Below are 26,317 nucleotides of genomic sequence, written 5' to 3' on the forward strand. Positions count from 1 at the left end.
TCAGGTCTGGAAGCGGGCGGCCCAAGCCTTTATAAGGAAACGAACACATGCCCATTCCCGCGGCGCCGCGCCCGTGGCCCGCACCAATCCGAACGCTGGAAGAAGGTCCCTCCATGAGTGACGAAACGCATAATGCCGATGATGAGTATGGCGCCGGTTCGATCAAGGTTCTTAAGGGCCTGGACGCGGTTCGAAAACGCCCCGGCATGTATATTGGCGATACGGAGGATGGCTCCGGCCTGCATCACATGATCTTCGAGGTCTCGGACAACGCCATTGACGAGGCGCTGGCGGGCCACTGTGATCTGGTGACCATGACGCTGAACCCCGATGGCAGTTGCTCGGTCAGCGATAATGGCCGCGGCATTCCCACCGACATCCATGAGGGGGAGGGCGTGTCCGCCGCGCAGGTGATCATGACCCAGCTTCATGCGGGCGGCAAGTTCGACCAGAACAGCTACAAGGTATCCGGCGGCCTGCACGGCGTGGGCGTGTCGGTGGTGAACGCCCTGTCCGACTGGCTGGAACTGCGCATATGGCGCAATGGCCGGGAGCATTTCATGCGTTTCGAGCGGGGCGAGCCCATTGGCGATCTGGAAGAGATCGGCGATGCCCAGGGCCAGCAGGGCACGCTGGTGACCTTCAAGCCGTCCACCGAAACCTTCAAGGACATCAATTTCGATTTCGAGCGGCTGAAGCACCGCTTCCGGGAACTGGCCTTTCTCAACAGCGGGGTCCGCATCCGCCTGGTGGACAATCGCCATACGGAAAAGGACGAGCTGGAGCTGTTCTATGAGGGCGGCATCACCGAGTTCGTGAAATATCTGGACCGGTCGAAAACCAGCATTATCGGGGAGCCCATCACCGTCATCGGGGAACGGGACGACATCACGGTGGAATTGTCCATGCAGTGGAATGACAGTTTCCATGAAAACGTGCTGTGCTTCACCAACAATATTCCCCAGCGCGACGGCGGCACGCACCTGGCGGCGCTGCGCGCGGCCCTGACGCGATCGGTGAACGCCTATGTGCAGGAAACCGGGCTGGCCAAGAAATCCAAGGTGTCGCTGAGCGGGGACGATGCGCGGGAAGGGCTTACCTGTGTTCTTTCGGTGAAAATTCCGGACCCGAAATTTTCCAGCCAGACCAAGGACAAGCTGGTCTCCAGCGAAGTGCGCCCGGCGGTGGAGGGGCTGGTGGGCGAACAGCTTGGTGAATGGTTCGGGGAGCATCCCGGCGAGGCCCGTACCGTGGTGCAGAAGATCATCGATGCGGCCACCGCGCGGGATGCGGCCCGCAAGGCGCGGGACCTGACCCGCCGCAAGGGCGCGCTGGACGTGGCGTCCCTGCCCGGCAAGCTGGCCGATTGCAGCGAGCGCGACCCCGCCAAATGCGAGCTTTTCATCGTGGAGGGGGACAGCGCCGGCGGCTCGGCCAAGCAGGGCCGCGCACGCAACACGCAGGCGATCCTGCCGCTTCGGGGCAAGATCCTGAATGTGGAGCGGGCGCGCTTTGATCGTATGCTGTCCTCCAACGAGATCGGCACGCTGATCACGGCGCTGGGCACCGGCATTGGTCGCGATGATTTCAACCTGGACAAGCTGCGCTACCACAAGATCATCATCATGACCGACGCCGACGTGGACGGCGCCCACATCCGCACCCTGCTGCTGACCTTTTTCTATCGGCAGATGCCGGAGCTGGTGGAAAAGGGGCATCTCTATATCGCCCAACCGCCGCTTTACAAAGTGGCCCGTGGCAAATCGGAAGTCTATCTGAAGGATGATGCCGCGCTGGACGACTATCTGATCGACACCGGCATTCAGGACGTGGTGATCACCGATGCCACCGGTGCCCAGCACGCCGGGGCGGCGATCAAGGACCTGGCCTCGCGGGCGCGCACGGTGCGCATGGTGATGGCCGCCATGCCGGCCCGCCTGCCCAATCACCTGATCGAAACACTGGCCCTGATGGGTGGGCTGGACCCGGCCATGGAGGACGCACCCAACGCCCGCGAAAAGGTGGCCGCGGCTGTGGCCGCGCGGATCAACGCCTTTGCCGAAACGCCCGACCAGGAAGGCTGGAGCGGCGAAGCGGACGATGACGGCGGCTATCTGTTCCAGCATGAGGTGCGCGGCGTGACCGACATCTATCGCCTGGACCGGCGCTTCATCGACAGCCAGGAAGCCCAGAGCCTGCACGCCCGCATGGACGGGCTGGCCGACCTGTTCGAAAAGCCGCTGGTCGTGGAGCGCAAGGAGCAGGAAACCAAGGTACCCACGCCCATGGCCATGCTGTCACTGTTGCTGGACTTTGGCAAAAAGGGCCTGTCCACCCAGCGCTACAAGGGCCTGGGCGAAATGAACCCGGAACAGCTTTGGGAAACCACGCTGGACCCGTCGGCCCGGTCGCTTCTTCAGGTGAAAGCGGCGCAGGCCGACACGGCGGACGAAATCTTCACCAAGCTGATGGGGGATGTGGTGGAAGAACGCCGTACCTTCATTCAGGACAATGCGCTGAATGTGGTGAATCTGGATATCTGATCGCGGCGTTGCCCGGTCTCGCGCCGACCCGGCGAGGGCGGGCGCGCCCGGATGTGGTGGAAACGGGAAAGGGCGGCGCCCATGCTGGCGCCGCCCTTTTTCCGTTCGATCCCGCGCCGGGCCCTTAGCCCTGGCGGATTTCCGTAAGGAATTTCTCCACCTCGGTGCGCAGATCGTCCGATTGCCGGGTCAGATCCTGCGCCGAGGACAGCACCGAATTGGAAGCCTTGCCGGTGGAGGCGGCCCCCTCGTTCACATCGGTCATGTTGCTGGTCACCTCGTTGGTGCCGGTGGACACTTCCGAAACATTGCGTGCGATTTCCTGTGTGGAGGCATCCTGCTCTTCCACCGCGGAGGCGATGGACACAGCGGTGGAATCGATGTCGGAAATGATTTCCTTGATCTTTTCCATCGCCTTCACCGCCGTATTGGTGGCGTTCTGCATCCCGCTCACCTGGCCGGAAATCTCTTCCGTGGCCTTGCCGGTCTGGCTGGCCAGATTCTTCACCTCGCTGGCCACCACGGCAAAGCCCTTGCCCGCATCGCCGGCACGGGCGGCCTCGATCGTGGCGTTGAGCGCCAGCAGGTTGGTCTGCTCGGCAATGTCGTTGATAAGCTGAACCACTTCGCCGATCTTGTCCGCCGCGCTCACCAGTTCGGCAATGTCCTTGCTGGCTTCTTCGGTGCGTTTCACCGCATCGCGGGCCGCTTCGGAGGACTGGGTGGTCTGGCCGGTGATTTCCCGCACGGAGCTGGACAGCTCTTCCGCGGCGCTGGCCACCATCTGGGCGTTGCTGGATGCCTGCTCGGCCGCCTTGGTCACCACGGCGGAACGCTGCGAAGTATCTTCCGCCGTTTCGGACATTTCGCGGGCGGAACTTTCCATGTCGCTGGCGGAGCGGGATACCTTTTCCACCACGGCCATGACCGACTTCTCGAACTGATCCGCCATTTCCAGCATGGCCCGGCGGCGTTCTTCCCTGGCCTGACGGTCGGCCTCTTCCTTTTCCTTGCGCTGACGCTCTTCGTCCTCGCGCTTGGCTTTTTCCTCTTCCTCGCGGCGCTGGCGCTCCAGCTCTTCCTGTTCGCGCTGCTCCTTCTCCAGGCGCTGGCGCTCCACGGCGTTTTCCTTGAAGACCTGCACCGCGCGGGCCATTTCGCCGATCTCGTCCACCCGGTCGGAATGGGGCACTTCGGCATCCAGATTGCCGTCGGCCAGCACGGTCATGGTGCGGGTCAGCGCATTGACCGGAGCGACCACGCGACCCAACACGATCCATGCTGCCGCGGCGCCGATCAGAATGGCCACCACCAGCAGCAGCACACTGGTGATCAGGTCACCGGTGGCATCGCCCATCAACTGCTCGTTCAGTTCCGTGGCCAGTGCGTCGGCTTCCCCCGCCATGCTGGATATGGGGGCGGTGGCTTCCCGAGACCGGTCCATCCAGGTCTGGGCATCCACGGGATAGTCGTCCCCCAGGTCGGCGGCCATGTACACATCGTCCCGAAGCAGGCTGAAATCCTGGAAGAACTTGGTCTTGATGGGCTCGATCAGCGACCGGATCTCGTCATTCACCAGATCGCTCTGCGCCACGTTCTGTACCTGGCTCCAGGCATTGCGCACATGGCCGCTATACTGGCTGACGATCTGAAGTTTGAAACTGTTCAGCTTTTCCCCGGAAGCGATATTGTTGCCGATGGAGGCCGAGTCGCGCCCCGCATATTCGATCATCACCCAGAGCTGATATTTCAGTTGCCGCACGGCGGCCAGCCGGGCATTGCCGGCGGTGAAATTGATCTCGATGGTGCTGCGCAGGTCCGCCGCGGCTTCCACCAGGTCGGCAATGGTCCGCATGATCGAGCGGGAGCGCAGTACCCGCTGATCCGCCCCCGCGGCCAGATCATCGGCGATCTGGTCACCCATGCCCTTGTATTCCGCCCAGGCATCATCCAGGGCTTTCACCTTATCCTGCCGATCCGGGAAATCGGGCAGTTCCTCCATATCGGCTTTCAGCGTGTTGAAGGCGCGCATGGCGGCCTGGCGCTGGGCTTCGGCCTCGTTGCGGATGTCGGAAGACGCCGAGCCTTCCAGGCCGTAGGCCGTGTTGACAATGATCCGTTCCCCCCCGGCGGCAAATTTCAGTTGCGCCAGATCATCCGACACCTTGTTCACCGTCTGGGAGCGGTCGGCCACGGACTGGGTGTCCAGCGCCGTGAACACGCGCACCACGGACAGTACGATCACGGCAAGCAACAAAAGGCCGGTAACGGTGATCAGCAAATTGCGAACGGAAAGGACGCGCTTGTTAAGCAGACCATCAAGTACGGACATAAAACTGTGATCCTCCACGCTCACCGGACTGATACGTCTGCCCGGCCATGCCGATTTGAAACTGAGCTTGAAGAGACGGTTACCCCTTTTAACCGTATCTCTTCCAGCCGGAATAGAAGCATTAAGCCCGCCACATTTCAAGGTCGGAGGGCCATCACCATACAATCAGGGGTGAATTGACCACGCCTTCCCCCTTTTCAATCCGGGCGGTTACCAAAACCCGACCGGAAACCGGTTTCCCGGTCCTGCCCGCCCCTATCGGGACAGGCGGGGCTCAAATATCGGGGTTGGGATCAGGCGCATGGGACAGCGCGGCGCCCGCGCGCTCCGTGAATTTCTTCAGCATCAGGTCCGGCCCCGCCAGCAGCATCAACCCCATTTCCGTGGCGCTCTGCCAGCGCACGCGCCCGGCGAAGTGGCCCAGCGACTCGATGCTCAGCAGCAATTCCGCGCCCGGCTCGAAGGCATGGTCCGCCGCCACCAGAACACCCGCCAGAGACACATCCCGCACATGGCAATCATAGAGGCGCCCGTCTTCGTCTTCCAGCGTGCCGATCCAATCCACTTCCTGGCGCGTGTCCTGCCTGCGCTCGCTGTCTTCGCCTGATGTGTCTGTCATGGTGTTGTCCCGCCCCTCGGCCCGCAAGGCCTTGTTTTTTATTGCCCAGACATCTTAAAAGGTTGCATCGCCGCGTCAAAGCCAAGTTTGGTCAAAGTTTCGAGAGCCGCCCCGCGCCGCGCGCCACCGCATCAGGGAGACCACGCCCATGTCCAAATCCGCCGCCAGTGCCGCAGAGGCCGCCATTGTCCCGCGTCGCGGGCCGGTTCGCAAGGGGGTGGACGCGATCCGGTCGGTGCTGTTCAATCTGGCTTTTTACGGCTTCAATCTGATCTATCTGCCGCTGGTGGTGCTGCCGGCCACGCTGGTGGCGGGGGAAGGGGCGATCCGCCGCCTGATCTGGGTCTATTGCCGGTCTTCCGTGTTTCTGGCCCGCTGGGTCATGGGGATCAGGCTGGTCTATGACGGGGAAGAAGCCCTGCCGCGCACCGGGCCGATCATCATTGCCGCCGCCCACCAGAGCAATATGGACCCGATCATCACCTATCTGCTGCGGTCGGATGTGACGGCGCTGGCCAAGAAAGAGTTGTTCCGGGTACCGGTGATTGGCCGCGTTCTGTCCAGGATCGGCATCGTCAAGGTGGACCGGCAGAGTGGCCGTGCCCATCGGGGCATGGACCAGGTGGGGGAGGCCGTGCGCGCCGAGGGCAAGGCGCTGATCGTCTATCCCCAGGCCACCCGCGTAAAGCCGGGGGACCGGCGCAAGCTGAAATCCGGTGCCTATCACCTGCAACAGGATACCGGGCTGCCGGTCTATCCGGTGGCCACCAATACCGGCCTGTTCTGGCGCAAGGGATTTTTCCACCGTTCGGGCGTCGCGGTTTTCCGGGTGGGGGAGAAGCTGCCCCACAATCTGTCCAAGGCGGCTTTCATGGAACGGCTGACGGATACGGTGGTGCATGACAGCGAAGCGCTGGCCGAGGCCGCCGGTTTCACGCGGGAGCTTGAAAAACAGCGTACATGACAAATCTCTCCCTGAGGCGGTCTTTTTTGCACAAGGCGGTTCAGCCCGCTAGACTATTGGTTCGGCCCGGCGCGGCATCTGTTCCGTCCGGCGCGATTCACAGCATGGAATGAGGCGAACATGACCAGCACAGCGCAATCCGGCCATTGGCGCGGCAGCAATGACGAAACCGGACCCAAACGGGACGAGACCGTGCGCGCGCTGCTGGATCGGCGCGCACAGTATAACAGCCTGTGCGGCCTGACCATGCGCCGGGTGGACGGGCTGCTTCATGGCCTTCTGTCCCTGCTGTTTCCCCATTTCGACCCCGGCCCGCGCTGCCGGGAAACGCTGGGCAGGCAACTGGCGGCGGTGGAGGATGACCTCACCGCCATGGTCGCCTGCGTGCGCCACGAATCGGACCACGGCCCCGCGCGCGAAATTGTCGCCGCTTTGGTGGCGCAGCTTCCCCACATTGCCGAGCAGTGTCATGCGGACGCCGAAGCCCTGCTGGCGGGCGATCCGGCGGCGGAAAGCATCGAAGAAGTGATCCTGGCCTATCCGGGCTTTTTCGCCGTGGCCAGCTACCGGCTGGCCCACGCGCTGCTGCTGCTGGACGTGCCCTTGCTGCCACGGCTGATCACCGAGTGCGCCAAGCAGGCCACCGGCATCGACATTCACCCCAAGGCCCGTATCGGCGCCCGCTTCTTCATCGATCACGGCACGGGCGTGGTGATCGGCGGCACGGCGGTGATCGGTGACGATGTGAAGCTCTATCAGGGTGTGACACTGGGCGCGCTCAGCGTGGACAAGGACAAGCGGCACGAAAAGCGCCACCCCACGGTGGAAGACAATGTGGTCATTTATGCCAGCGCCTGCATTCTGGGCGGCGAGACCACGGTGGGCGCCAATTCCATCATTGGCGGCAATGTGTGGCTGACCCGCTCGGTGCCCCCCTGGTCACGGGTGATGTTCCGCGCCTGCGACACCGAAGAAATCGTGCCGCTGCACGCCCGCAAGAAAAAAGCCTGACCAGGCCGCGGCGCCACACCGGCAAAGCTGCTGTTTTATCGCTTTTCCGTATCGAGGGAGACCCATATGAAAGCCGAGAGCATTCTTGAGACCATCGGCGACACGCCCCATGTGCGCCTGAGCCGCCTGTTTCCCGACCATGAGGTGTGGATCAAGCAGGAGCGGGCCAACCCTGGCGGCTCCATCAAGGACCGCATCGCGCTGTCCATGGTGGAAGCGGCGGAAGCCGACGGACGGTTGAAGCCGGGCGGCACCATCATCGAACCCACGTCCGGCAATACCGGCGTGGGTCTGGCCATGGTGGCCGCGGTAAAGGGCTATGAACTGGTTCTGGTGATGCCGGAATCCATGTCCGTGGAGCGGCGGCGCCTGATGCTGGCTTATGGTGCCCGCTTCGACCTGACGCCGAAGAAAAAGGGCATGAAGGGCGCCATTGCCCGCGCCGAGGAACTGGTTGCCGAAACCCCCGGCGCCTGGATGCCGCAACAGTTTTCCAACCCCGCCAACCCGGATGTGCACCGCCGCCATACGGCTGAGGAAATCTTTCGTGACTTCCCGGACGGGGTGGACGCGATCATCACCGGCATCGGCACGGGCGGCCATATTCAGGGCTGCGCCGAAGTGCTCAAGCCCCGCTGGCCGGGCCTGAAGGTATATGGCGTGGAGCCCGCCGCCGCGCCCTTTCTGACAGAAGGCACCGCCGGTCCCCATCCGCTTCAAGGCATTGGTGCGGGGTTCAAACCGGATGTGCTGAATATGGACCTGCTGGACGGCGTGATTCCGGTGGATGCCGACGAGGCCCGCCAGATGGGCCGCGCGGCGGCGCTTTCGGAAGGTATGCTGGTGGGGCTGTCTTCTGGCGCCACGCTGGCGGCCATCCGCCATCAGGTGGCCAGCCTGCCGAAAGGCGCCACCGTGCTGGGCTTCAATTACGATACCGGTGAACGCTATCTTTCCGTGCCGGACTATCTGCCGGAAAGCTGAGCACCGCGCCCGGCGGGGATCATTCCTCGCCGGGGTCGATGTCGGACCCTTGCAGGCCGCTTTCCAGCCGCACGATCAGGGCCAGATGCTCGCCGCGAATGTCCAGCTCCTTCTTGCTGCCCCGTGGCAGGGGCACGCCCTGTTCGATACAGTGATTGAGAATGGCGGCCCCCACTTCCCGGCTGTTGAACACCACCGGGTTCTGGCCGTTCGGCATGTCATATCGGATCGCCACTTCCCCTTCGTCATTCAGATGGGCGCGCACGTCATGGGGGATTGTGGCGGCATCCATCCCCTTGGCCTCAAGGATCGGCTTCAGGGCCACGATCAGTTCATCGTCGGAAAACAGGATGCTGCGGGTTTCGAGAATCATGCGAGAGGCCTTTTCAAACGGTCTTGTGCCGGTCAGTTAGACATAATTTATCTAAAATGCAAACAGGATGCCGGGGTTCCCGATGCTTCATTACGCCGTATCGCCCTGGCCGGTTTCCGCCCGACCCTGAGACGGCGGCGGCATGGCTGTTTCGCGGGCCTGCCAGGCGCGGATCACCGCATTGGCCACGGTGGCCAGCGGAATGGCGAAAAACACGCCCCAGAAACCCCAGATGCCGCCAAACACCAGAACGGCAATGATGATGGCATTGGGGTGAAGCTGCACCACTTCGGAAAACAGCAGCGGGGCCAGCAGATTGCCGTCCAGCGCCTGAAGAATCAGATAGGCGACCACCACCACGATCATGTCGCTGGAAAAGCCCCACTGGAAATAGGCCACCAATGCCACCGGCAGGGTCACCGTGGCGGCACCGATATAGGGAATGATCACCGACAGCCCCGTGGCCACCGCCAGCAATGTGGCATAGCGCAGGCCAAGGATTTCAAAGGTGACGAAAGCGGCCACCCCCACAATAATGATTTCATAGACCTTACCGCGCGCATAATCCCCGGCACGCTGCACGCTTTCCACCCAGACCGTTTCCAGCATGGGCTTTTCCCGCGGCAACATACCGCCAAACCAGCCGAGCAGCAGTTTCTTGTCCTTCAGGAAAAAGAACACCATCACGGGGACCAGCACCAGATAGACCACCAGCGTTACCGCGCCGCGAATGCCGGACAGGCTGTATTGCAGCAATTGCGGCCCCAGATTGGCCACATCATTGCCAAGACCGGAAAGCCAGCCGCGCACCTGTTCCTGGCTGATCAGATCGGGCACCTTCTGCTGAAGCTGCATCAGGGCGTCCCTGAGGCCGCCGATCATGCTGGGCGCATCATTGACGAACTGGCCGATCTGGCGCACCAGCGGCGGCGCCACGGTGACCATAAGCAATCCCACCAACAGCACGAACAGCAGCACCACCAGGCTGACCGCCAACATGCGCGGCATACCCTGTCGGCACAGCCATGTGACGGGGGCATCCAGCAGAAAGGCCACCACCACCGCCGCAATGGCGGGGGTGAGCATGTCCGCGAACAGGATCACCGCCAGAACCGACCCCAGCAGGGCCAGCAGCAGGATCACCACCTGCGGGTCCGAAAAGGTGCGGTGAAACCATTGCCGGATCAGATTCATCGCTGTTTTCCTTGATCGGCGACGGCGCCCCGGTCGCCGGGTTCGGCCACCGCATCCACCCCATGGTCGTCATGGGCATGGCCGTGATCCGGGCCATATTGATCGGGTCCGGCGCTGGTATGGTCGTGGGCGTGGGCCAGCGGCGTCAAGACCTGAAAGAAGCGCCGCGCCCCCTGATGAACCAGCACGGCCAGCACCACCACCGCCCAGATGCCGAAGATCGCCCCCGGCCAGGGCGCGGCGGGCAGCATACCCGGCCACCACACGCTCAGCATCACGATCAGCAGCAGCAGCGCCAGGCTGATGGCGCTCCAGCGCATCAGGCCCCCCGCCTCTGTCGCGGTTTCCGTTTCCGCCTGTGATCGCCGCCCCCGCCACAGGCCAAACAACAGCATCAGACCAAGCACCGGCCCCAGCAGGCGCCCCACCGCCAGCAGCGGGGCCAGTTGCTCCCCGCCGCCATGGCCGTGGCGGCCATCCGCCAGCAGCACCAGCGCGATAATGGCAAGCCCCGCCCCGGTGCCCAGGCGCGCACCGCGGCGGGCGTTGCGGCCCGTGGGGTCTGTATCGGTGCCGGGGTGCCGGTCCACGGCCAGCGGGTGCAGGATCACATGCAGCAGCGATCCGGCGGCGAACGCCTGAAGGGTGCCGATCAGCGCCACTTCATGCACCTGAAGCGCCACACGGGTCAGAAAGAAGCCGGCCACGGTCATGGCCGCCATGCCGATCAGCGCGGCATAGGCCCCGCCCCGGCCCAGATGCGGTTTCAGCAACCACCACACGGCGGTGGCCACGCCCAGCCGGTGCAGCACCACCGCCACGGCCAGCATCACATGGCTGCCCGGCCCGGTCGCCCCGTCGCCCCCGCCTTCGGCCAGGGCCAGCACCGCGCCGTCACTGGCGGCGTGCAGCACCAGCGCCAGCGCCGCCACCGCCAGCAGGGCGGCGTGGGTCAGGCGGGCGGATCGGCCCAGCACCCGTTCGGCGAAACCCGGCAGGATGAAGCCCATAAGCGCCACCGCCAGCCCCAGGCTGCCGGTGCGGTGCACGGCTTCGGGCAACAGGGTCAGCCCCACCAGCGCCACCACCACCATCAGCACGAAGCCATCCAGCGCCGCCCGCATCACAGGCGTGCGGGCCAGCGCCCGCGTCAGCGCCGGGGCCGTCAGAAGGATCAGCACGGACAGCACGAGGGCCAGTATCACCAAAGGGGTCCTTTCCGCTTGCCGCCATGGCCGGATCACGGCGCACGGCGTCTTTCACGCCTTTTAGAAGGCACCGGCCCCGCTGTCCATGGCTGTGCATGGGCGGGCGGCCATGGCGGCAGGGTCAGGCGAAGGTGCCCGCCAGGGTGACGGGCCGGGCGCCGGTGCCCAGCTTGAACCGGGCAATGCCCGCACCGCTGACCGTATCCAGCCCCCCCATGTCCAGCCAGCGCACGCCACGCGCCTTCAATGCGGTGATGGCGGCCCAGAGAACCCGGTTCTGGGCGTGGCAGGCGCGCCCCGTGGGCCCGCTCCAGCCAATATGATAGGTGGCGCTGGTGCCGTGCAGCAGGAACAGCGCGCCCGCCACCGTATCGCGGCTCTGGCGCGCGGTGACGCTGAGCACCGCCTGCCGGGGGTCGGGGAAAGCCGCCGCATAGCGCGCCACGAAGGCGGGCGGCAGGGCACGATAAAGCCCGGATTGCTGGCGCGCCGCTTCCTTGTCCAGCAGCCAGGCGTATGAGGCGGGCCGCCGCCCGCCCGGATCGATGGACAGGTTCGCCGACTCGGCCCGACGCAACTGATTCCGCCAGTTACCCGCCAGCCCGGCCCGCAATGTATCCAGCGGCGGCGACAGATCGAGCCAGGCGGTGCTGGCGCCCGTCATCACCCGCCAGAACCCCGCCCGCGCATAGGGGGCGGGGTCCGCTTCCCCCGCCATCAGCAGAAAAAAGCGCCAGCGCCAGCGGGCGCGATCCGGGGTCAGCCGGTCGATCACCTGGCCGCGCTCCGCCGCCGTCAGGGGAGTGAGCCAGTCCGGGGGCGTCAGCCAGACCGGGCCGCGAAATACCGTGGCAAGCCGCAGCGGGCGGGGCAGCGCCCGGTGCAGCACCAGCATACGCGCCAAGGGGCCATCCGGCCCGGTGATCCAGCGCATTTCCGCCCCGGTGCGGGGGCCGGTCACCGCTTGCCCATAGGCGGGGTGCTGTTGCAGGGGCAGGGGCACGCTTTCCGGGCAGGGGGGCGCCGTGGCGGCGCTTGCCGGGCTGCGGGAAAGCCGCAGGTCCGCATTGGACCAGCGGGTCATGGCGCCGTGGCCGGGCTTGTGGTGGCGCCGGGGTCGCGGCTATGCTGTGGCCCATGAACAGGACCAAAGACAGGCAAGAGCCCGGCACCAGTATCAGCGCGGGCGCCAAAACCGGTGGCGGGGGCCGTGGGCACCCCGCCCGGCGCCGCCTGTTTCAAAAGGCGGAAACCGTGATGGGGCGGCGGTTTCGCCCGCCGCGCCCCACCCTTGCGGCCATCGGCTTCATTCTGGGGCCGGTGGCCGGGCCGGTCCTGCTGGCGCTTCTGGCGCTGGATCTGATATTGGGGCTGGTCTTCATCCATGGTTTGGGCCGCTGCTACGGGATCAGTTGCCTGCTGACGGGCTGATGAGCCCACAGGGTGGCGAGCCGATCGGCACCCTTGCGAATCAGCGGCTGGCACCCGCCCCGCCATCGCCGGTTCCACCATCAGCGGCACCGTCAGCAGCACCGTCAGCAGCACCGTCATCGCCGCCATCCGTGTTTTGTGCTTCATCGGAAACCGGGGCCACGTCCTTCAGTTCCACATCGAAAATCAGCGTGGCATAGGGCGGAATCTGGCGCCCCATTCCCCGTTCGCCATAGGCCAGGTCATGGGGAATGGCCAGTTCCCACTTGTCGCCCACCTGCATTTTCTGAAGCGCTTCGGTCCAGCCGGGAATCACCCGGTCCACCGGGAAGGTGGCAGGCTCGCCACGGCTGTAGCTGCTGTCGAACACGGTGCCGTCCACCAGTCGACCTTCATAATGCACGGTCACCTCGTCATTGGCATCCGGGCTGGCGCCGTCGCCCTTCTCCAGCACCCTGTATTGCAAGCCGCTGTCGGTAACGGTCACGCCGTCCTTTTCGGCATTGTCCTCAAGATAGGACCGCTGGGGGGCCTTCAGTTCCTCTTCAATCTGGGCGCGGGTCTTGATGTCCTGCAATTCCATATCGAAGACCAGCGTGGAATTGGCCGGGATGGGCCCGCGATCCATGTCGCCATAGGCCAGTTCCGGCGGAATCACCAGGGTCCATTCGGCGCCTTCCTTCATCATGGAAAGCGCCTCCACCCAGCCTTCGATCAGGCGGCCCGCCGGAAAAGTGGCCGGTTCGCCCCGCTTGTAGGAGCTGTCGAACACCGTGCCATCAATCAGGCGGCCTTCATAATGCACCACCACGAAGTCGGTCTTGTCCGGTGTGTCGCCGGTGCCTTCGGTCTTGACCTTGTATTGCAGGCCGCTTTCGGTGGTGGTGAAGCCATCCTTTTCCGCATTTTCCTCAAGGAAGGTGCGGTTCTTTTCGGCATAGGCCTTTTCTTCCGCCGTGGGTTCCTGCCGGGCCGGTGCGCCGCCGCCCGCGGCCTGATCGGCGGTTTTCCCGGCCTCACCCTTTTCCGCCTTGTCGGCGTCGTCACCGCCGCAGGCGGCCAGGGTCAGCGCGGCCCCAAGGCCCAGAGTCAGGCCGAGCGCGCGCGTGAGCGAGGAAAGTGTCTGTGCCATGGAAGGGCTCCTTCAAGGGTGTCCATCATCGACGGCCACGGATGGTTTCATCGGGCCGATTCATTGGCCGAGACCCTAGCGCGTCCACTATGGCGAAATAAAGGAAAACCGGTCAGGGACGGTGCTCAGCGGGACACAAGGGTGGCCATTTCGCCGGCCAGTTCATCCAGCCCCCATCCCTTTTCCGCCGATGTGACAAGGATCAGCGGGTGCAGGGCGATGAAGCCTTTGGCCTGTTCGCGCACCGTATCGGATATGCGGTCCCGCTCCGCCTTTTTCAGCTTGTCCGCCTTGGTCAGCACGATCTGATAATTGACAGCGCTCTTGTCCAGCGCCGACATCACCTCCCGGTCCTTGTCCTTCAGACCATGGCGGGCATCCACCAGCACGAAGACCCGGCGCAGGCTGGCCCGGCCCACCAGATAATCCCGCATCACCCGTTGCCAGCCCCGCACGCGGGAACGGCTGACCTGGGCATAGCCATAGCCCGGCAGATCCACCAGATAAAAGGGCAGGCCGTGATCCTCTCCGGCGCAGAAATAGTTCAGCTCCTGCGTGCGGCCCGGCGTGCCCGATGTGCGCGCCAGTGTCTTGCGCCCGGTCAGCGCGTTCACCAGCGAGCTTTTGCCCACATTGGAGCGCCCGGCAAAAGCCAGCTCCGGGCGATCCGGCGGCGGCAGCGTGTCCTGGCTCACCGCGCCTTTCAGGAAGGTGACACGGCCCCGCATCAGGCGGCGGCCCAGATCGGCCGCCTCCGCATCGCTGTGCATGGTCACTTATTCTCCATGCGGGCTTCTTCCCGCCGCATGATGATCCATTGCTGGGCCACGGACAGCAGGTTGTTGGTGGTCCAGTAGATCACCAGCCCGGCGCTGAAGCGGGCCAGTACGAAGGTGAAGATCACCGGCAGGAAGCGCATGATCTTCTGCTGGGCCGGGTCCATGCTGGCGCTGGCCGGTTGCAGGCGCTGCATCAGATACATGGACAGACCCATCAGGATCGGCCACACGCCGATATGCAGAAAGCCCGGCGGATCAAAGGGCAGCAGCCCGAACAGATTGACCGGAGTCAGCGGGTCCGGCGCGGACAGATCCTGAATCCAGCCGAAAAAGGGCTGATGCCGCAGCTCGATGGTCACATACAGCACCTTGTAGAGCGCGAAAAAGACCGGAATCTGAAGCAGAATGGGCAGGCACCCGGCCATGGGGTTGACCTTTTCCTTCTTGTAAAGGGCCATCATTTCCTGTTGCAGGCGCTGCTTGTCCTCCTTGTGGCGTTCCTGAAGCGCCTTCATCTTGGGCTGCACCTTCTTCATGCGCGCCATGGACACATAGGACTTGTTGGCCAGCGGAAACAGCGCCAGCTTGATCAGCAGGGTGAGCGTGAGGATCGCCACGCCGTAATTGCCGGTCAGTTCCGCGAAGAAATGCAGGCCCTTGAAGATGGGCCGGGTCAGGAAATAGAACCAGCCCCAGTCGATCGCACGGTCGAACAGCGGGATGTCATAGCGGCTTTCATAATCATCAATGGCATTGACGATCTTGGCGCCGGCATAGAAACGGCTCGTGGTGGACAGCGTGCCGCCCGTATCCACAACCTGCCAGGGCTGAACGAAGTTCACCCGGTGGGACACGCCGCCTTCGGTGATGCGCCGCATCTGCGCGCGGGCCAGGCGTTGTTCCTGATCAGGGATCAGAACCGTCATCCAGTATTTGTCCGTGATGCCCAGCCAGCCGCCCTTGGTGTCGGTCACTTCAAAGGTGCCGTCATCCTCAAGGTCGCCATAGGTGCGCTCTACCAGTTCGCCGTCAAGCGCGCCCACGGCCCCTTCGTGCAGAATATACAGGCCGGATGTTTCCGGCACGCCTTCCCGGCGCACCAGACCAAAGGGTGCCAGCTTCACGGGGGCGCCGCTGTCATTCACCACGCGCTGTTCCACGGTGAACATGAAGCGGTCGTCAAGCCTGATGATCTGCTGGAAGGTCAGCCCCTGCCCGTTGGACCAGCTCAGCGTCACCGGTTCGCCGGGGATCAGCCGGTCCCGGTCGGCGGTCCACACGCTGTCGCGGCCCGGCACGAAGCCGCTGCCCTTGCCGTCGGCGGTCCAGCCAAAGCGGGCATAATAGCTGCCGGGCTGTTCCAGCGGGCGCAAAAGCTGCACCTTGTCTGCCCCCTTTTCCATGGAGACCTTGTGCCGGCTGAGTTGCAGCTTGTCGAACAGTGCGCCATCCAGCGCGATGCCGCCTTCAAGCCGCGGGTTTTCCAGCCGCACCCGCCCGGCGGCGCGGGTGGTGGCCTTCTTGCCGGCCACAGGGGCATTATCCGCATCCGGGGCGCTGCCGCCCGGTGACAGGCCGTCCGCTTCACCGTTGCCCGTGGCCGCGCGACCGTCCGCGCCCGCATTATTCCGGTTGTCGCCGGTCGCGGCCTGTTCGGCGGCGCGCTGGCGCTCCAGGTCAGGCCGATAGACCAGTTGGTCGAACAATACCAGGACCACAAGCGACAGGCCCAGCGCGATAAAGAGATTTTTTTGCTCACCCATGAACGGACTGTCCTTCAGTTCCGGTTTTTGTTCTGTCTGCGGGGTCGGGGGGTGCCCCGGCATCGTCCTTCGGGCCGGTGCCGGGCACCGGGTCATAGCCGGACCCGCCCCAGGGGTGGCACCGCCCCAACCGCCTGAGCGTCAGCAGGCTGCCCTTTATCGCCCCGAAACGGGCCAGCGCCTCAAGGCCATAGGCGCTGCATGTGGGCTGGAAACGACACTGATTGCCGATCCAGGGCGAAAGAACCAGTTGATAAAGCCGCACCAGACCCATCAGCCCCCGTGCCGGCCAATCCCGCATCCGCCAGCCAATACGGCCCGAATGTGCGCGGCGTGCGTCTGTCATGCGCGATCTCCGCCCGGTTTTCCGGCCCTGCGCCGGGCTGTGTGCCCGGCCCCGTCAGACGATGGCCGCTCACCGGGGCGCTGCCCGCGCGGGCGGTCATCGGCCCTGCCCTGGCGTTGGCTGGCAAGGTCCGTTCCGGCCCGGAGCTTTTTAAGCGCCCACAGCATATCGGACAACAGTTTTTCAAACGGAATCGTTCCCGCGCTGCCACGGGCGATCACCACATAATCGGTGCCGGGCGCGCCTTTTGCCGCAATGGCGCGGCGGGCCACTTCGCGCAGGCGCCGCTTGGCACGGTTGCGGCGCACCGCGTTTCCCACCTTGCGGGAAGCCGTAAACCCCACGCGCGGCGGCGCTTCGCCCCCCCGGCCCGCCGGGTCCATCTGAAGGACAAACCCCGGCGTGACCCATTTGCGCCCGGTGGCGGCCACCCGCAGAAAATCGGGGCGCCGCTTGAGAATGGCGGGCGCCGATCCGGCCACCGGCTGCTGGGCCGGGTCAACGGTCTGGCTGGGGCTCGTGGTCACGGGGGCACCCTTGGGACGGACGGCACACACGCAAAAGCCGGCCACGGCAGACCGGGCCGGCTTCAGGCGCGCCTGATATCCGGCGCACGACACGCCGGGGCACGGGCCTTAGGCGCTGAGACGCTTGCGCCCGCGGTTGCGCCGTGCATTGAGAATCTTGCGCCCGGCGGCCGTGGCCTTGCGGGCACGGAAACCGTGGCGACGCTTCCGAACGAGTTGGCTCGGCTGATAGGGTCGTTTCACTGGTTTTCTCCAACACTGAAAGGCGCCCGGCCAAAACCGGCGCGCCGCGGCCTTTGTTTGTTCGCCGGGCTGTATAAGCCCCGGCCCCGATGAAGTCAAGCCCGCACGCGGTCAAAAGCCCCGCCCATATGCCCCATGAATACCGCCCCGGCAGCGCGCCGGGGTGCATTCCGTCAGTGAACCCATCAGCAAAGCCACAGGGGGCCATTGCATCGAAGCCAGAATCCTTTAGAAATCGGTTTTCACGGGGAGCGCCGGGCAGCCATGGCGGGCACGGCGCATTCCTTCATCCGCCGCGCTTTGAAAGGGCTCTGGACAGCACACAGATCATGCCAGACAAGTACCGCCCATTCACATCCAGCCTGCGATCGCGCCTGCTTGTGCTGACCATCCTGTTCGCCATGGTGGTGCAGGTGCTGGTCTATCTGCCGTCCGTGGCCAATTTCCGACAGAGCTATCTGGAAGAGCGGTTGAGCGCGGCACAGATTGCCGCCCTGTCGCTGGAAGAAGCGCCGAACAATTCCGTCAGCCTGTCGCTGGAACAGGAACTGCTCAACACGGCGGGCGTGATCGCCATTATCATGCGACGGGAAGACAAGTCCTTTCTGCTGGGCATTGACGTGATGCCGGAAGAGGCCGATGCCATTTACGATCTGCGCGCGCCATCGCTCGGCGCACTGATCCGGGATGCCTTCATCACCATGGAGCATGAAGGAAACCGGGTGATTCGGGTGATCGGCTCGCCCACCGTGCCCGGCACCCGCTATCTGGAAATCACGCTGGACGAACAGGGCCTCTACGAGTCCATGACCAGCTTTTCCAACAATGCCCTGATCCTGAGCGTGGTGGTCTCGCTGTTTACGGGGATTCTGGTCTATCTGGCGCTGCACTGGCTGGTGGTGCGGCCCATGCGCATTCTGAAATCCGATATCGTCCGCTTCCGGGAGCGGCCCGAAACCCCGATGAAGGCCAGCCGGCTGGGTCGCAGGCGGGACGAGATCGGCGTCGTGGAACGGGAGCTGAAGGCCATGCAGGCCGAATTGCGCAAAAGCCTGCACCAGAAAACCCGGCTGGCCGAGCTGGGGGAAGCGCTGGCCAAGATCAATCACGATCTGCGCAACATTCTGTCCAGCGCCCGGTTGGCGTCGGACACGCTGGCCAACAGCAAGGACCCGCGCACGGCCAGAACCGCCGATCGGCTGATCAGGGCGGTGGGCCGCGCCATCAGCCTGTGCGAACGCACCATCCGTCACGGCAAGGCCAGCGAGCCGGAGCCGGATCGGCAGATGATCGCCCTGAAGCCGCTGGCGCTGGATGTGGGCGGTTCACTGGAACTGCGGGAGCAGGATTCGGTAACATTCCATTGCCCGATCGAGGATGACTTGCAGGTCTATGCCGATCCCGAACAGCTCCACCGCGTGCTGCTGAACCTGTGCCGCAATGCGCGGGATGCCCAGGCCGGGCAGGACAACGCCACGCTGGTGATCACGGCGGTAACGGACGAGGAGAACACCACTCATATCCGCGTGATGGACAGCGGCCCCGGCCTGCCGGACCATGCCAGGGAAAATCTGTTCAAGCCCTTCGTCTCCTCCAAGGGGCGGGACGGCACCGGGCTGGGGCTCGCCATCGCGCGGGAAATCGTTCTGGCCCACGGTGGCACGCTGGTGCTGGAGGAGACCGGGCCGGAGGGGACGGTTTTCCTGATCTGCCTGCCCGGCCCTTCCGTGTAAAACAAGGATCGCATCATGACGGATCGCTTCACCGACCTGGAGGGCCTGATGCTGGGCCACGCCGTGGATGGCCATGTGCGCACAGGCGTCACCGTGATCCGGCCCGACAGCCCCGCCGCCATGGCGGTGGATGTGCGCGGCGGCGGCCCCGGCACGCGGGAAACCGACGCGCTCAGGCCCGATTGTCTGGTGGACCGCTTTCACGGCCTGGTGCTGGCGGGCGGTTCCGTTTTCGGGCTGGCGGCGGCGGATGCGGTGGCGGCCCGGCTGTCCGCCGATGGCTATGGGCTGGATGTGGGACCGAAAATCGTGCCCGTTGTCCCCGCCGCCATCCTGTTCGATCTGAAGAATGGCGGCGACAAGGAATGGGGTGTTACCAGCCCCTATGCCCGGCTGGGTGAAGCCGCCTATGACGCGCTGGGGCGGGACTGTCCCCATGGCCGTGTGGGGGCCGGTTTCGGGGCCACCGCCGGGCGTCGGCGTGGCGGGCTGGGCACCGCCTGCCTCAAAGGGCCGGGCGGTTTCAAGATGGCGGCGCTGGTGGCGGTCAACAGTTTCGGGGATGTAACGGATCAGGCGGGGGGCGACCCGGTCACGCTGGGTCAGGTGCCGTTGCCCAAGCTGGGCATATTGGGCGGCAATACCACGCTGGCGGCGGTGGCCACCGATCTGGACCTGACCAAGGCACAGTGCCAGCGCCTGGCCACCATGGCCCATGACGGGCTGGCCCGCGCCATACGGCCCCTGCACACGCCCTATGACGGGGACAGTGTGTTCGCCCTGTCGCTGGGGTCCATGGCCCCGGCTGAGCCCCTGGCCACCACGCTGGCCGTTGCGGGCACACTGGCCGCCGACGCGCTGGTCATGGCGGTGCGCCGGGCCGTGGCGGACGATTCCGGGGCCGAATAAGGGGCAAGCGCCTGGCACAGGGCCGGGGCCGGTCAGCCCGGAAAGGCGCTGCCGAGACGCGCACGCTCCGCCATGATAAAGCGCTTGGTGGTGCGGTGAAGCTGTTGCGCCTTTTCCGCCACGGGCGTGGGGACCGAATCGGTTGCCTTGCCAGTGGCGGGGTCGCGCAGGCCGTCCAGCCTGCTCAGGGTGCGGGACAGGCGGGTCAGCGCCAGATGCGCGGCAAAGAAGCGGTCGTTCCGGCTTTCCGCGTCCCGGCTGTCTTGCCAGGCATTCCGGGCATCCAGATAGGCACGGCGCTCTGTTGCCAGGGTGGCGCGGATGCCTTCAAGCGCTTGCCGGGGGTCGGTGGCGGGTCGTGTCCGCGATGATGGGTCCGGCGCGCTGGGCTGCACGCGCTGGTGCACCCGCGTCTCGTCCGCGGGCAGGGCGCGGCTTGCCGGGTCCGGCAGGGGGGCATTCAGGCTGGGCCAGGGGCCGCTGGCACAGGCGCTCAGGCCAAGGGCGCCGACGATCAGGGCCAGCAGAACCGGAAAGGATGCGGCGGCATGTGGCAAACGCATTGGCCAGCGTGGCATGGGCGGCCCCGTTCTGTTTGATCCGGTCGGTCCCGGCGGTGCGGGCACCATGCCCGTCTGTTGCGGCCCGCACGCTAGCCGAGCCCCAAAGGTCAGGCAAGCCCGTAAGCTGAGGCAAACCCCGAACCGCATACGCTTTGCGCGGATGCGCCACACCCCCACTCTGCCGCCCGCCCGGCACCGCACGGCCCCATCCGCAAATTTTTTCACACGGGGTCTTGCATCACCCGACTTAGCTGGCTAGGTTCCGCGCCAACACATCGTTGTTTGCGCGCCGGTAGCTCAGCTGGATAGAGCACCAGACTACGAATCTGGGGGCCGGGGGTTCGAATCCTCCCCGGCGCGCCACTCCCTTCACGAAGATGAACGCCTGCCGGGTATGCCGCTGGATCGGCTGGAATGTGCATGACATGCAGGGTTCCGGGGTCGGCCTGCCGCTTGAAATCTGTATCATCACGGGTGGGGCGTATCTTTCGGGTCTGCTTGCATGGGGGGCAAGGCCCGAAATCTCTCATCAATGGCTGATATGGCGAGCTGGACATATCGATGGTCCGGCGGGCATTGTCCCGGTGCGGCAATGCTGTCAGAACATATTGACCCGATGTATAACGATCGTTATACATGCCGCCACAAGCCGACACGACAATATCCCACATAGCTTGCCACGGGGGATGCCACAGGGGTTCTCACAGGGGGTTCAGAAGACGTTTCACGGGAGGAGTTTCCATGACGCATAGTCCGCAGACCATGAGCGCCGGTCTGCTGACCGGCCATGGCGGGCTGGACAAATTGCGCGTTGTCGATGATGCACCCGTTCCCAGACCGGGCCCGGACGATGTGCTGATCCGGGTATATGCCGCGGGCGTCAACAATACGGACATCAACACCCGCACCGGCTGGTATTCCAAAAGCGTTACCGGGGCCACCGATGGCCATGAAGACGACCGGGAGACTGAGGGCCGGGCGGCGGATGCCACCTGGTCGGGCAAACCCCTTGAATTTCCCCGGATTCAGGGGGCCGACTGCTATGGTGAAATCGTCGCCCAGGGCGCGGATGTGCCCCGGAACCGCCTTGGTGAGACCGTTCTGGTGCGCACCTTGATGCGCGCGCCCGTGCGGTTTCGCCCGTTCGAGTGCTGGACCTTCGGATCGGAGTGCGACGGCGGGTTCGCACAATACACCGCAGCCCCCCACGGGGACACGTTCACAGTGGACAGCCCCCTTGGCGCCGCGGAACTGGGGGCCATTCCCTGCGCCTACAGCACGGCGGAGGGCATGTTGGTCCGCGCCGGTGTGGGGGCCGGGGACCGGGTGCTTGTGACGGGCGCGTCCGGCGGCGTCGGCTCGGCGGCGGTGGAACTGGCGCGGCTGCGCGGCGCGCATGTAACCGCCGTGACCTCGGCGCGGAAAACGCAGGCCGTTCGTGATCTGGGCGCCAATGCCTGCCTTCTGCGTGAAAAGCCCCTGCTGGATCAGGCGGATAAGGGTGCCTTCACCGTGGTGGTGGACCTTGTGGGCGGCAACACCTTTTCGGAGCTTCCCGATCTGCTGGCCCGCGGGGGGCGATACGTCACCGCGGGGGCCATTGGCGGGCCGCTGGTGTCGCTTGATCTGCGCAGCCTGTATCTGAAGGATCTCAGCCTGTTCGGTTGTGTTTCACAGGAAGACATCGTGTTCGAAAACATTATCGCCTATGCCAATGCGGGTGACATCCGCCCCCGCATCGCCGCCGAATATGCCCTGACAGACATCCAAAAGGCGCAGGAAGCCTTTCTCGCCAAAAACTTCATCGGCAAGATCGTACTGCGCCCATAAAGGGCCGGGTGCCTGCCTCCCCTGCCCGGACACAAAATCGTGACCGCCCGTCACTTGATCGAAGAAATGCGTTTTTGTACCGAACGGTTTAGTCTAAACAGAAAGGTATAGAAATGAGATCCTTCCTTCTTCGCCATCAGCCCGGAATGCGCCCCAAACACTGGATTCTGGCTGGCATTGGCGGGGTTCTCGCCATCGGATTGACCGGCGCGGCCACCGTCTTTACGGGCACTCCTCTGCTCATGGCCCCCTTTGGCGCCAGTTGTGTTCTGCTGTTTTCCGTGCCAGCCAGCCCGCTGTCCCAGCCCGCCAATGTGGTGGGCGGGCACGTTGTGGCAACGCTGATCGGCTTTGCCCTGCACGCCCTGATGCCGGATGTCTGGTGGGCGGCGGCGCTTGCGGTGGGCATCGCCGTTGGTGTCATGGCCGCGCTGCGCCTGACCCATCCACCCGCCGGGGCGGACCCCCTGGTGGTTTTCGCCAGTTCGCCGGACCTGACCTATCTGCTGTTTCCGGTTCTCATCGGTTCCGTGATGCTGGTGGCAACGGCGACCGTGTTTCATCGCCTGACAGGCACACGCTACCCCCTGGACGAAGCCTGATGGCCCGCCTGGTCGCCGAAAGAGCCGACGCGCTACCGGCCCTGGCGGAGGCTTTCCGCGAACACGGTTTCGAGGGGGCCAGCCTGTCCCTGTTGACCCGGCATACCGGCCTGAGCAAGGGGAGCCTGTATCACTTCTTTCCCGGCGGCAAAGCGGAAATGGCGGAAGCCGTTCTGGCACATATCGACCAGTGGTTTGAAACGCATATCTTTATCCCCCTGGAACAGGAAAACGATGCCCGCGCCGCGCTGGATCACATGATCGCATCGGTAAGCGGCTATTTCCGCTCTGGCCGCAGGATATGTCTTGTGGGGGCTTTTGCCCTCAATGAAACACGGGACAGGTTCGCCAAAGCCATTCGCGCCTATTTCACACGCTGGATCAAGGCCCTGTCACAGGCCCTCCAACGTGGCGGGCTTGACCGTGCCAGTGCCGACAGGGCCGCGGAAGACGCCATGTTTCGTATTCAGGGCGGGCTGGTCATGGCCCGGGCACAGGATGATCCCGCCCTGTTTTCCCGCGCGCTGGCACATCTTCACGATGATCTGACCCGCATGGTCGGAACATGAACCGGCTACTGCGGTGCCCCGCCATCCGGGGCTAGCGCCCTGCCACGCACCCCCACCCCGGATCAATGGGCATATTGCGATCACGCTGATTGAAACTATCTGTTTCCGTCGGCAACGGTCGGTTGTTATACCATGATCAAGGGAACAGGGTGGTGTTCACAGTTTGGGTATCCTGCGACCTCGGCGCCAACCCGGCGCAAACGACTGAATGGAAAGAGGGAGATCAGGACAATGCCTGAAGCCAAAAACAGCCAAAGCGGGAAATGCCCGGTTATGCATGGTGGCCAGACACGCGCGGGCACATCCAACATGGATTGGTGGCCCAATGCGCTCAATCTGGACATACTGCACCAGCATGACGCCAAGACCAACCCGATGGGGCCGGATTTCGATTACCATGCGGAACTGGAAAAGCTCGATGTGGCGGCCCTGAAAACGGACCTGCGCGCCCTGATGACGGACAGTCAGGACTGGTGGCCCGCCGATTGGGGCCATTATGGCGGGCTGATGATCCGCATGGCGTGGCACGCGGCGGGCTCTTACCGCATTGCGGATGGTCGCGGTGGCGGCGGCACCGGCAATCAGCGGTTCGCGCCGATCAATTCCTGGCCGGACAATGCCAATCTGGACAAGGCGCGCCGCCTGCTGTGGCCGATCAAGAAGAAATACGGCAACAAGATAAGCTGGGCGGACCTGATCATTCTGGCCGGGAACGTGGCCTATGAATCCATGGGCTTCAAGACCTTCGGTTTCGCCTTTGGCCGGGAAGACATCTGGCACCCGGAGAAAGACACCTATTGGGGCGCGGAAAAGGAATGGCTGGCCCCCAGCGATGAGCGTTACGGCGATCTTGACGACCCGGCGACCATGGAAAACCCGCTGGCGGCGGTGCAGATGGGGCTGATTTACGTCAACCCGGAAGGGGTGAATGGCCAGCCGGACCCGCTGAAAACCGCCTTGCAGGTGCGGGAGACCTTTGCCCGCATGGCCATGAATGACGAGGAAACCGTCGCCCTGACGGCAGGCGGGCACACGGTCGGCAAGTGCCACGGCAATGGCGACGCCGCCGATCTGGGCCCCGCGCCGGAGGCGGCGGATATCAGCGAACAGGGCCTTGGCTGGAACAATCACGCATCCCGCGGGGTGGGCCGCAACACGGTGACATCCGGCATCGAAGGCGCCTGGACCACCCATCCGACCAAATGGGACAATGGCTATTTCCGCCTGTTGCTCGGCTATGAGTGGGAGTTGAAGAAAAGCCCCGCCGGCGCCTGGCAGTGGGAGCCGGTGGACATCCGCGAAGAGGATATGCCGGTGGATGTGGAAGACCCGTCCATCAGGCTGAAGCCCATCATGACTGATGCGGACATGGCGATGAAGATGGACCCGGTGTACCGGGAAATCGCCGAGCGGTTCCACAACAACCCCGCCGCGTTCGACGATGCCTTCGCCCGTGCATGGTTCAAGCTTACCCACCGGGACATGGGCCCGAAAGACCGCTATGTGGGCCCGGAAGTGCCACAAGAAACCCTGATCTGGCAGGACCCGGTGCCGGAAGGCAGAACCGATTATGACGTGAATGCCATGAAGGCGAAAATCGCCGACAGCGGCCTGTCGGTGGCGGATATGGTCGCCACCGCCTGGGACAGTGCGCGCACCTGGCGCCAGTCGGACGGACGCGGCGGCGCCAATGGCGCCCGTATTCGCTTGGCCCCGCAAAAGGACTGGGAAGGCAACGAGCCGGATCGGCTGGCACGGGTGCTTGGGGTGCTTGCCCCCATCGCCACCAATGGCGGCGCGAGCATCGCCGATACCATCGTGCTGGCGGGCAATGTGGGGATCGAAAAAGCCGCCAAAGCAGCGGGTTTCGATGTCACCGTGCCGTTCACGCCGGGCCGGGGCGATGCCACCGATGACATGACGGATGCGGACTCTTTCGCGCCGCTGGAACCGATCCATGACGGCTATCGCAACTGGCTGAAGAAAGATTATGCCGTCAGCGCCGAGGAGCTGATGCTGGACCGCACCCAACTCATGGGCTTGACCGCCCCTGAAATGACCGTACTGGTCGGCGGGATGCGGGTGCTGGGCACCAACCACAGTGGCACCCGTCACGGTGTTTTCACGGATCGGGAAGGCGCGTTGACGACCGACTTCTTCATCAATCTGTGCGACATGGCCCATGGCTGGCATCCGGCGGGCGACGGCCTATACGAAATCCGGGATCGCGGGACCGGCGCGGTGAAGTGGACGGCCAGCCGCGTCGATCTGGTCTTCGGCTCGAACGCGATCCTGCGTGCCTATGCGGAGCTGTACGCCCAGGACGACAACAAGCAAAAGTTTGTCGATGACTTCATCGCCGCCTGGAGCAAGGTGATGCACGCCGACCACGCCGCCTGAGGGCGAGCCGCCAGGGCGGCGCCAGGCCCCGGCGCGGTTTTCCGCCGAAAAACGGCCCCCGGCGCGCGCGGCTTCACGCCGCCGCCCGCGGGGCCGCATGGCATATGGGCGGCTGAACACCCGCGCGCGCCTCAGGCTCATGAGCATAAGCAGGCGATGACAAGGGCAACGGATTGAGTCATGCCACCATGCATGTCACAGCGACGCGGCAGGAAAATGGTGACCCCGACAGGACTCGAACCTGTGACCCTCAGATTAGGAA

At 64.5% G+C, this 26,317-nt stretch carries 24 protein-coding genes and 1 tRNA gene; 12 read left to right on the forward strand and 13 right to left on the reverse strand.

Annotation, left to right across the window (positions count from 1 at the left end):
- Positions 1–113 precede the first annotated feature (113 nt).
- The gene (gene gyrB / locus WGH93_RS10425) at positions 114–2,543 is read left to right on the forward strand and encodes a DNA topoisomerase (ATP-hydrolyzing) subunit B (RefSeq protein WP_374764825.1); all 2,430 of its coding nucleotides are present in this window, start codon (positions 114–116) and stop codon (positions 2,541–2,543) included.
- Positions 2,544–2,667: 124 nt separating this feature from the next.
- On the opposite strand, the gene WGH93_RS10430 is transcribed toward gyrB, so the two are convergent.
- The gene (locus tag WGH93_RS10430; RefSeq protein WP_374764826.1) at positions 2,668–4,875 is read right to left on the reverse strand and encodes a methyl-accepting chemotaxis protein; all 2,208 of its coding nucleotides are present in this window, start codon (positions 4,873–4,875) and stop codon (positions 2,668–2,670) included.
- A 274-nt stretch (positions 4,876–5,149) separates the two neighbouring features.
- Complete coding sequence (locus tag WGH93_RS10435; protein WP_374764827.1) at positions 5,150–5,494, reverse strand: PilZ domain-containing protein; 345 nt, start codon at positions 5,492–5,494, stop codon at positions 5,150–5,152.
- Between the two features lie 148 nt (positions 5,495–5,642).
- On the opposite strand from WGH93_RS10435, the gene WGH93_RS10440 reads away from it, so the two are divergent.
- The 3 genes from WGH93_RS10440 to cysK all read left to right on the forward strand — a co-directional run bounded on the left by WGH93_RS10440 (position 5,643) and on the right by cysK (position 8,453).
- On the forward strand, positions 5,643–6,458 hold the full coding sequence (locus tag WGH93_RS10440) for a lysophospholipid acyltransferase family protein (RefSeq protein WP_374764828.1): 816 nt from the start codon (positions 5,643–5,645) through the stop codon (positions 6,456–6,458).
- Positions 6,459–6,578: 120 nt separating this feature from the next.
- A complete protein-coding gene (gene epsC / locus WGH93_RS10445) occupies positions 6,579–7,469 on the forward strand; it encodes a serine O-acetyltransferase EpsC (RefSeq protein ID WP_374764829.1) in 891 nt (296 codons plus the stop codon).
- Positions 7,470–7,535: 66 nt separating this feature from the next.
- Positions 7,536–8,453, forward strand: coding sequence for a cysteine synthase A (gene cysK, locus WGH93_RS10450; protein WP_374764830.1), 918 nt, complete (start codon positions 7,536–7,538; stop codon positions 8,451–8,453).
- Between the two features lie 19 nt (positions 8,454–8,472).
- On the opposite strand, the gene WGH93_RS10455 is transcribed toward cysK, so the two are convergent.
- From WGH93_RS10455 to WGH93_RS10470, 4 genes are all read right to left on the reverse strand, one after another.
- Positions 8,473–8,826 carry a hypothetical protein gene (locus tag WGH93_RS10455; RefSeq protein WP_374764831.1) on the reverse strand — a complete coding sequence of 118 codons (354 nt, stop codon included), beginning with the start codon at positions 8,824–8,826 and terminating at the stop codon, positions 8,473–8,475.
- Between the two features lie 90 nt (positions 8,827–8,916).
- The gene (locus WGH93_RS10460) at positions 8,917–10,020 is read right to left on the reverse strand and encodes an AI-2E family transporter (protein ID WP_374764832.1); all 1,104 of its coding nucleotides are present in this window, start codon (positions 10,018–10,020) and stop codon (positions 8,917–8,919) included.
- Positions 10,017–11,225, reverse strand: coding sequence for a ZIP family metal transporter (locus WGH93_RS10465; protein ID WP_374764833.1), 1,209 nt, complete (start codon positions 11,223–11,225; stop codon positions 10,017–10,019). The genes WGH93_RS10460 and WGH93_RS10465 overlap by 4 nt, the downstream gene beginning before the upstream one ends.
- Before the next feature lie 124 nt (positions 11,226–11,349).
- Positions 11,350–12,312 (reverse strand): GNAT family N-acetyltransferase, encoded by a 963-nt coding sequence (locus WGH93_RS10470; RefSeq protein WP_374764834.1) that lies wholly within the window; start codon positions 12,310–12,312, stop codon positions 11,350–11,352.
- A gap of 53 nt (positions 12,313–12,365) precedes the next feature.
- Here WGH93_RS10470 and WGH93_RS10475 point away from each other — a divergent pair, with 53 nt between their 5' ends.
- A complete protein-coding gene (locus WGH93_RS10475) occupies positions 12,366–12,659 on the forward strand; it encodes a hypothetical protein (protein WP_374764835.1) in 294 nt (97 codons plus the stop codon).
- A gap of 40 nt (positions 12,660–12,699) precedes the next feature.
- Here the strand turns inward: WGH93_RS10475 and bamJ are convergent, their stop codons facing one another.
- From bamJ to rpmH, 6 genes are all read right to left on the reverse strand, one after another.
- On the reverse strand, positions 12,700–13,791 hold the full coding sequence (gene bamJ, locus WGH93_RS10480) for a BamJ family beta-barrel-assembly machinery protein (RefSeq protein ID WP_374764836.1): 1,092 nt from the start codon (positions 13,789–13,791) through the stop codon (positions 12,700–12,702).
- A 125-nt stretch (positions 13,792–13,916) separates the two neighbouring features.
- The gene (gene yihA, locus WGH93_RS10485) at positions 13,917–14,561 is read right to left on the reverse strand and encodes a ribosome biogenesis GTP-binding protein YihA/YsxC (RefSeq protein WP_374764849.1); all 645 of its coding nucleotides are present in this window, start codon (positions 14,559–14,561) and stop codon (positions 13,917–13,919) included.
- 2 nt (positions 14,562–14,563) lie between these two features.
- Positions 14,564–16,333, reverse strand: a complete 1,770-nt coding sequence (gene yidC, locus WGH93_RS10490; RefSeq protein WP_374764837.1) for a membrane protein insertase YidC — start codon at positions 16,331–16,333, stop codon at positions 14,564–14,566.
- Complete coding sequence (gene yidD / locus WGH93_RS10495) at positions 16,326–16,607, reverse strand: membrane protein insertion efficiency factor YidD (RefSeq protein ID WP_374764850.1); 282 nt, start codon at positions 16,605–16,607, stop codon at positions 16,326–16,328. The genes yidC and yidD overlap by 8 nt, the downstream gene beginning before the upstream one ends.
- Before the next feature lie 68 nt (positions 16,608–16,675).
- Positions 16,676–17,206 carry a ribonuclease P protein component gene (gene rnpA / locus WGH93_RS10500; RefSeq protein ID WP_374764838.1) on the reverse strand — a complete coding sequence of 177 codons (531 nt, stop codon included), beginning with the start codon at positions 17,204–17,206 and terminating at the stop codon, positions 16,676–16,678.
- A gap of 108 nt (positions 17,207–17,314) precedes the next feature.
- Complete coding sequence (rpmH, locus tag WGH93_RS10505; protein WP_374764839.1) at positions 17,315–17,449, reverse strand: 50S ribosomal protein L34; 135 nt, start codon at positions 17,447–17,449, stop codon at positions 17,315–17,317.
- 329 nt (positions 17,450–17,778) lie between these two features.
- Here rpmH and WGH93_RS10510 point away from each other — a divergent pair, with 329 nt between their 5' ends.
- Positions 17,779–19,182 carry a sensor histidine kinase gene (locus WGH93_RS10510; RefSeq protein WP_374764840.1) on the forward strand — a complete coding sequence of 468 codons (1,404 nt, stop codon included), beginning with the start codon at positions 17,779–17,781 and terminating at the stop codon, positions 19,180–19,182.
- 15 nt (positions 19,183–19,197) lie between these two features.
- Positions 19,198–20,091 (forward strand): P1 family peptidase, encoded by an 894-nt coding sequence (locus tag WGH93_RS10515; protein WP_374764841.1) that lies wholly within the window; start codon positions 19,198–19,200, stop codon positions 20,089–20,091.
- 32 nt (positions 20,092–20,123) lie between these two features.
- Here the strand turns inward: WGH93_RS10515 and WGH93_RS10520 are convergent, their stop codons facing one another.
- Positions 20,124–20,669, reverse strand: coding sequence for a hypothetical protein (locus tag WGH93_RS10520; protein ID WP_374764842.1), 546 nt, complete (start codon positions 20,667–20,669; stop codon positions 20,124–20,126).
- Between the two features lie 271 nt (positions 20,670–20,940).
- Between WGH93_RS10520 and WGH93_RS10525 the strand changes: the two genes are divergently transcribed.
- From WGH93_RS10525 to katG, 5 genes are all read left to right on the forward strand, one after another.
- Positions 20,941–21,017 (forward strand) — tRNA-Arg (locus tag WGH93_RS10525).
- A 378-nt stretch (positions 21,018–21,395) separates the two neighbouring features.
- Positions 21,396–22,484, forward strand: a complete 1,089-nt coding sequence (locus WGH93_RS10530; protein ID WP_374764843.1) for an alcohol dehydrogenase family protein — start codon at positions 21,396–21,398, stop codon at positions 22,482–22,484.
- 113 nt (positions 22,485–22,597) lie between these two features.
- Positions 22,598–23,086, forward strand: coding sequence for an HPP family protein (locus WGH93_RS10535; RefSeq protein ID WP_374764844.1), 489 nt, complete (start codon positions 22,598–22,600; stop codon positions 23,084–23,086).
- Positions 23,086–23,655, forward strand: coding sequence for a TetR/AcrR family transcriptional regulator (locus tag WGH93_RS10540; protein WP_374764845.1), 570 nt, complete (start codon positions 23,086–23,088; stop codon positions 23,653–23,655). The genes WGH93_RS10535 and WGH93_RS10540 overlap by 1 nt, the downstream gene beginning before the upstream one ends.
- Before the next feature lie 231 nt (positions 23,656–23,886).
- Positions 23,887–26,055, forward strand: coding sequence for a catalase/peroxidase HPI (gene katG / locus WGH93_RS10545; protein ID WP_374764846.1), 2,169 nt, complete (start codon positions 23,887–23,889; stop codon positions 26,053–26,055).
- Positions 26,056–26,317: the final 262 nt, after the last annotated feature.

The sequence above is a fragment of the Yunchengibacter salinarum genome, assembly GCF_037658235.1.
In the GTDB taxonomy this organism is placed as follows: domain Bacteria; phylum Pseudomonadota; class Alphaproteobacteria; order Sphingomonadales; family Kordiimonadaceae; genus Yunchengibacter; species Yunchengibacter salinarum.

Bases quoted from the DNA above. Each gene is read 5' to 3' on its own strand.
- WGH93_RS10520 (WP_374764842.1), bottom strand. From the start codon at position 20,669: ATGCCACGCTGGCCAATGCGTTTGCCACATGCCGCCGCATCCTTTCCG.
- WGH93_RS10515 (WP_374764841.1), top strand. From the start codon at position 19,198: ATGACGGATCGCTTCACCGACCTGGAGGGCCTGATGCTGGGCCACGCC.
- WGH93_RS10530 (WP_374764843.1), top strand. From the start codon at position 21,396: ATGACGCATAGTCCGCAGACCATGAGCGCCGGTCTGCTGACCGGCCAT.
- WGH93_RS10460 (WP_374764832.1), bottom strand. From the start codon at position 10,020: ATGAATCTGATCCGGCAATGGTTTCACCGCACCTTTTCGGACCCGCAG.
- WGH93_RS10510 (WP_374764840.1), top strand. From the start codon at position 17,779: ATGCCAGACAAGTACCGCCCATTCACATCCAGCCTGCGATCGCGCCTG.
- katG (WP_374764846.1), top strand. From the start codon at position 23,887: ATGCCTGAAGCCAAAAACAGCCAAAGCGGGAAATGCCCGGTTATGCAT.
- cysK (WP_374764830.1), top strand. From the start codon at position 7,536: ATGAAAGCCGAGAGCATTCTTGAGACCATCGGCGACACGCCCCATGTG.
- WGH93_RS10455 (WP_374764831.1), bottom strand. From the start codon at position 8,826: ATGATTCTCGAAACCCGCAGCATCCTGTTTTCCGACGATGAACTGATC.
- WGH93_RS10430 (WP_374764826.1), bottom strand. From the start codon at position 4,875: ATGTCCGTACTTGATGGTCTGCTTAACAAGCGCGTCCTTTCCGTTCGC.
- epsC (WP_374764829.1), top strand. From the start codon at position 6,579: ATGACCAGCACAGCGCAATCCGGCCATTGGCGCGGCAGCAATGACGAA.
- WGH93_RS10475 (WP_374764835.1), top strand. From the start codon at position 12,366: ATGAACAGGACCAAAGACAGGCAAGAGCCCGGCACCAGTATCAGCGCG.
- WGH93_RS10440 (WP_374764828.1), top strand. From the start codon at position 5,643: ATGTCCAAATCCGCCGCCAGTGCCGCAGAGGCCGCCATTGTCCCGCGT.
- WGH93_RS10435 (WP_374764827.1), bottom strand. From the start codon at position 5,494: ATGACAGACACATCAGGCGAAGACAGCGAGCGCAGGCAGGACACGCGC.
- yihA (WP_374764849.1), bottom strand. From the start codon at position 14,561: ATGCACAGCGATGCGGAGGCGGCCGATCTGGGCCGCCGCCTGATGCGG.
- yidD (WP_374764850.1), bottom strand. From the start codon at position 16,607: ATGGGTCTGGTGCGGCTTTATCAACTGGTTCTTTCGCCCTGGATCGGC.
- WGH93_RS10535 (WP_374764844.1), top strand. From the start codon at position 22,598: ATGAGATCCTTCCTTCTTCGCCATCAGCCCGGAATGCGCCCCAAACAC.
- bamJ (WP_374764836.1), bottom strand. From the start codon at position 13,791: ATGGCACAGACACTTTCCTCGCTCACGCGCGCGCTCGGCCTGACTCTG.
- WGH93_RS10540 (WP_374764845.1), top strand. From the start codon at position 23,086: ATGGCCCGCCTGGTCGCCGAAAGAGCCGACGCGCTACCGGCCCTGGCG.
- yidC (WP_374764837.1), bottom strand. From the start codon at position 16,333: ATGGGTGAGCAAAAAAATCTCTTTATCGCGCTGGGCCTGTCGCTTGTG.
- gyrB (WP_374764825.1), top strand. From the start codon at position 114: ATGAGTGACGAAACGCATAATGCCGATGATGAGTATGGCGCCGGTTCG.
- WGH93_RS10470 (WP_374764834.1), bottom strand. From the start codon at position 12,312: ATGACCCGCTGGTCCAATGCGGACCTGCGGCTTTCCCGCAGCCCGGCA.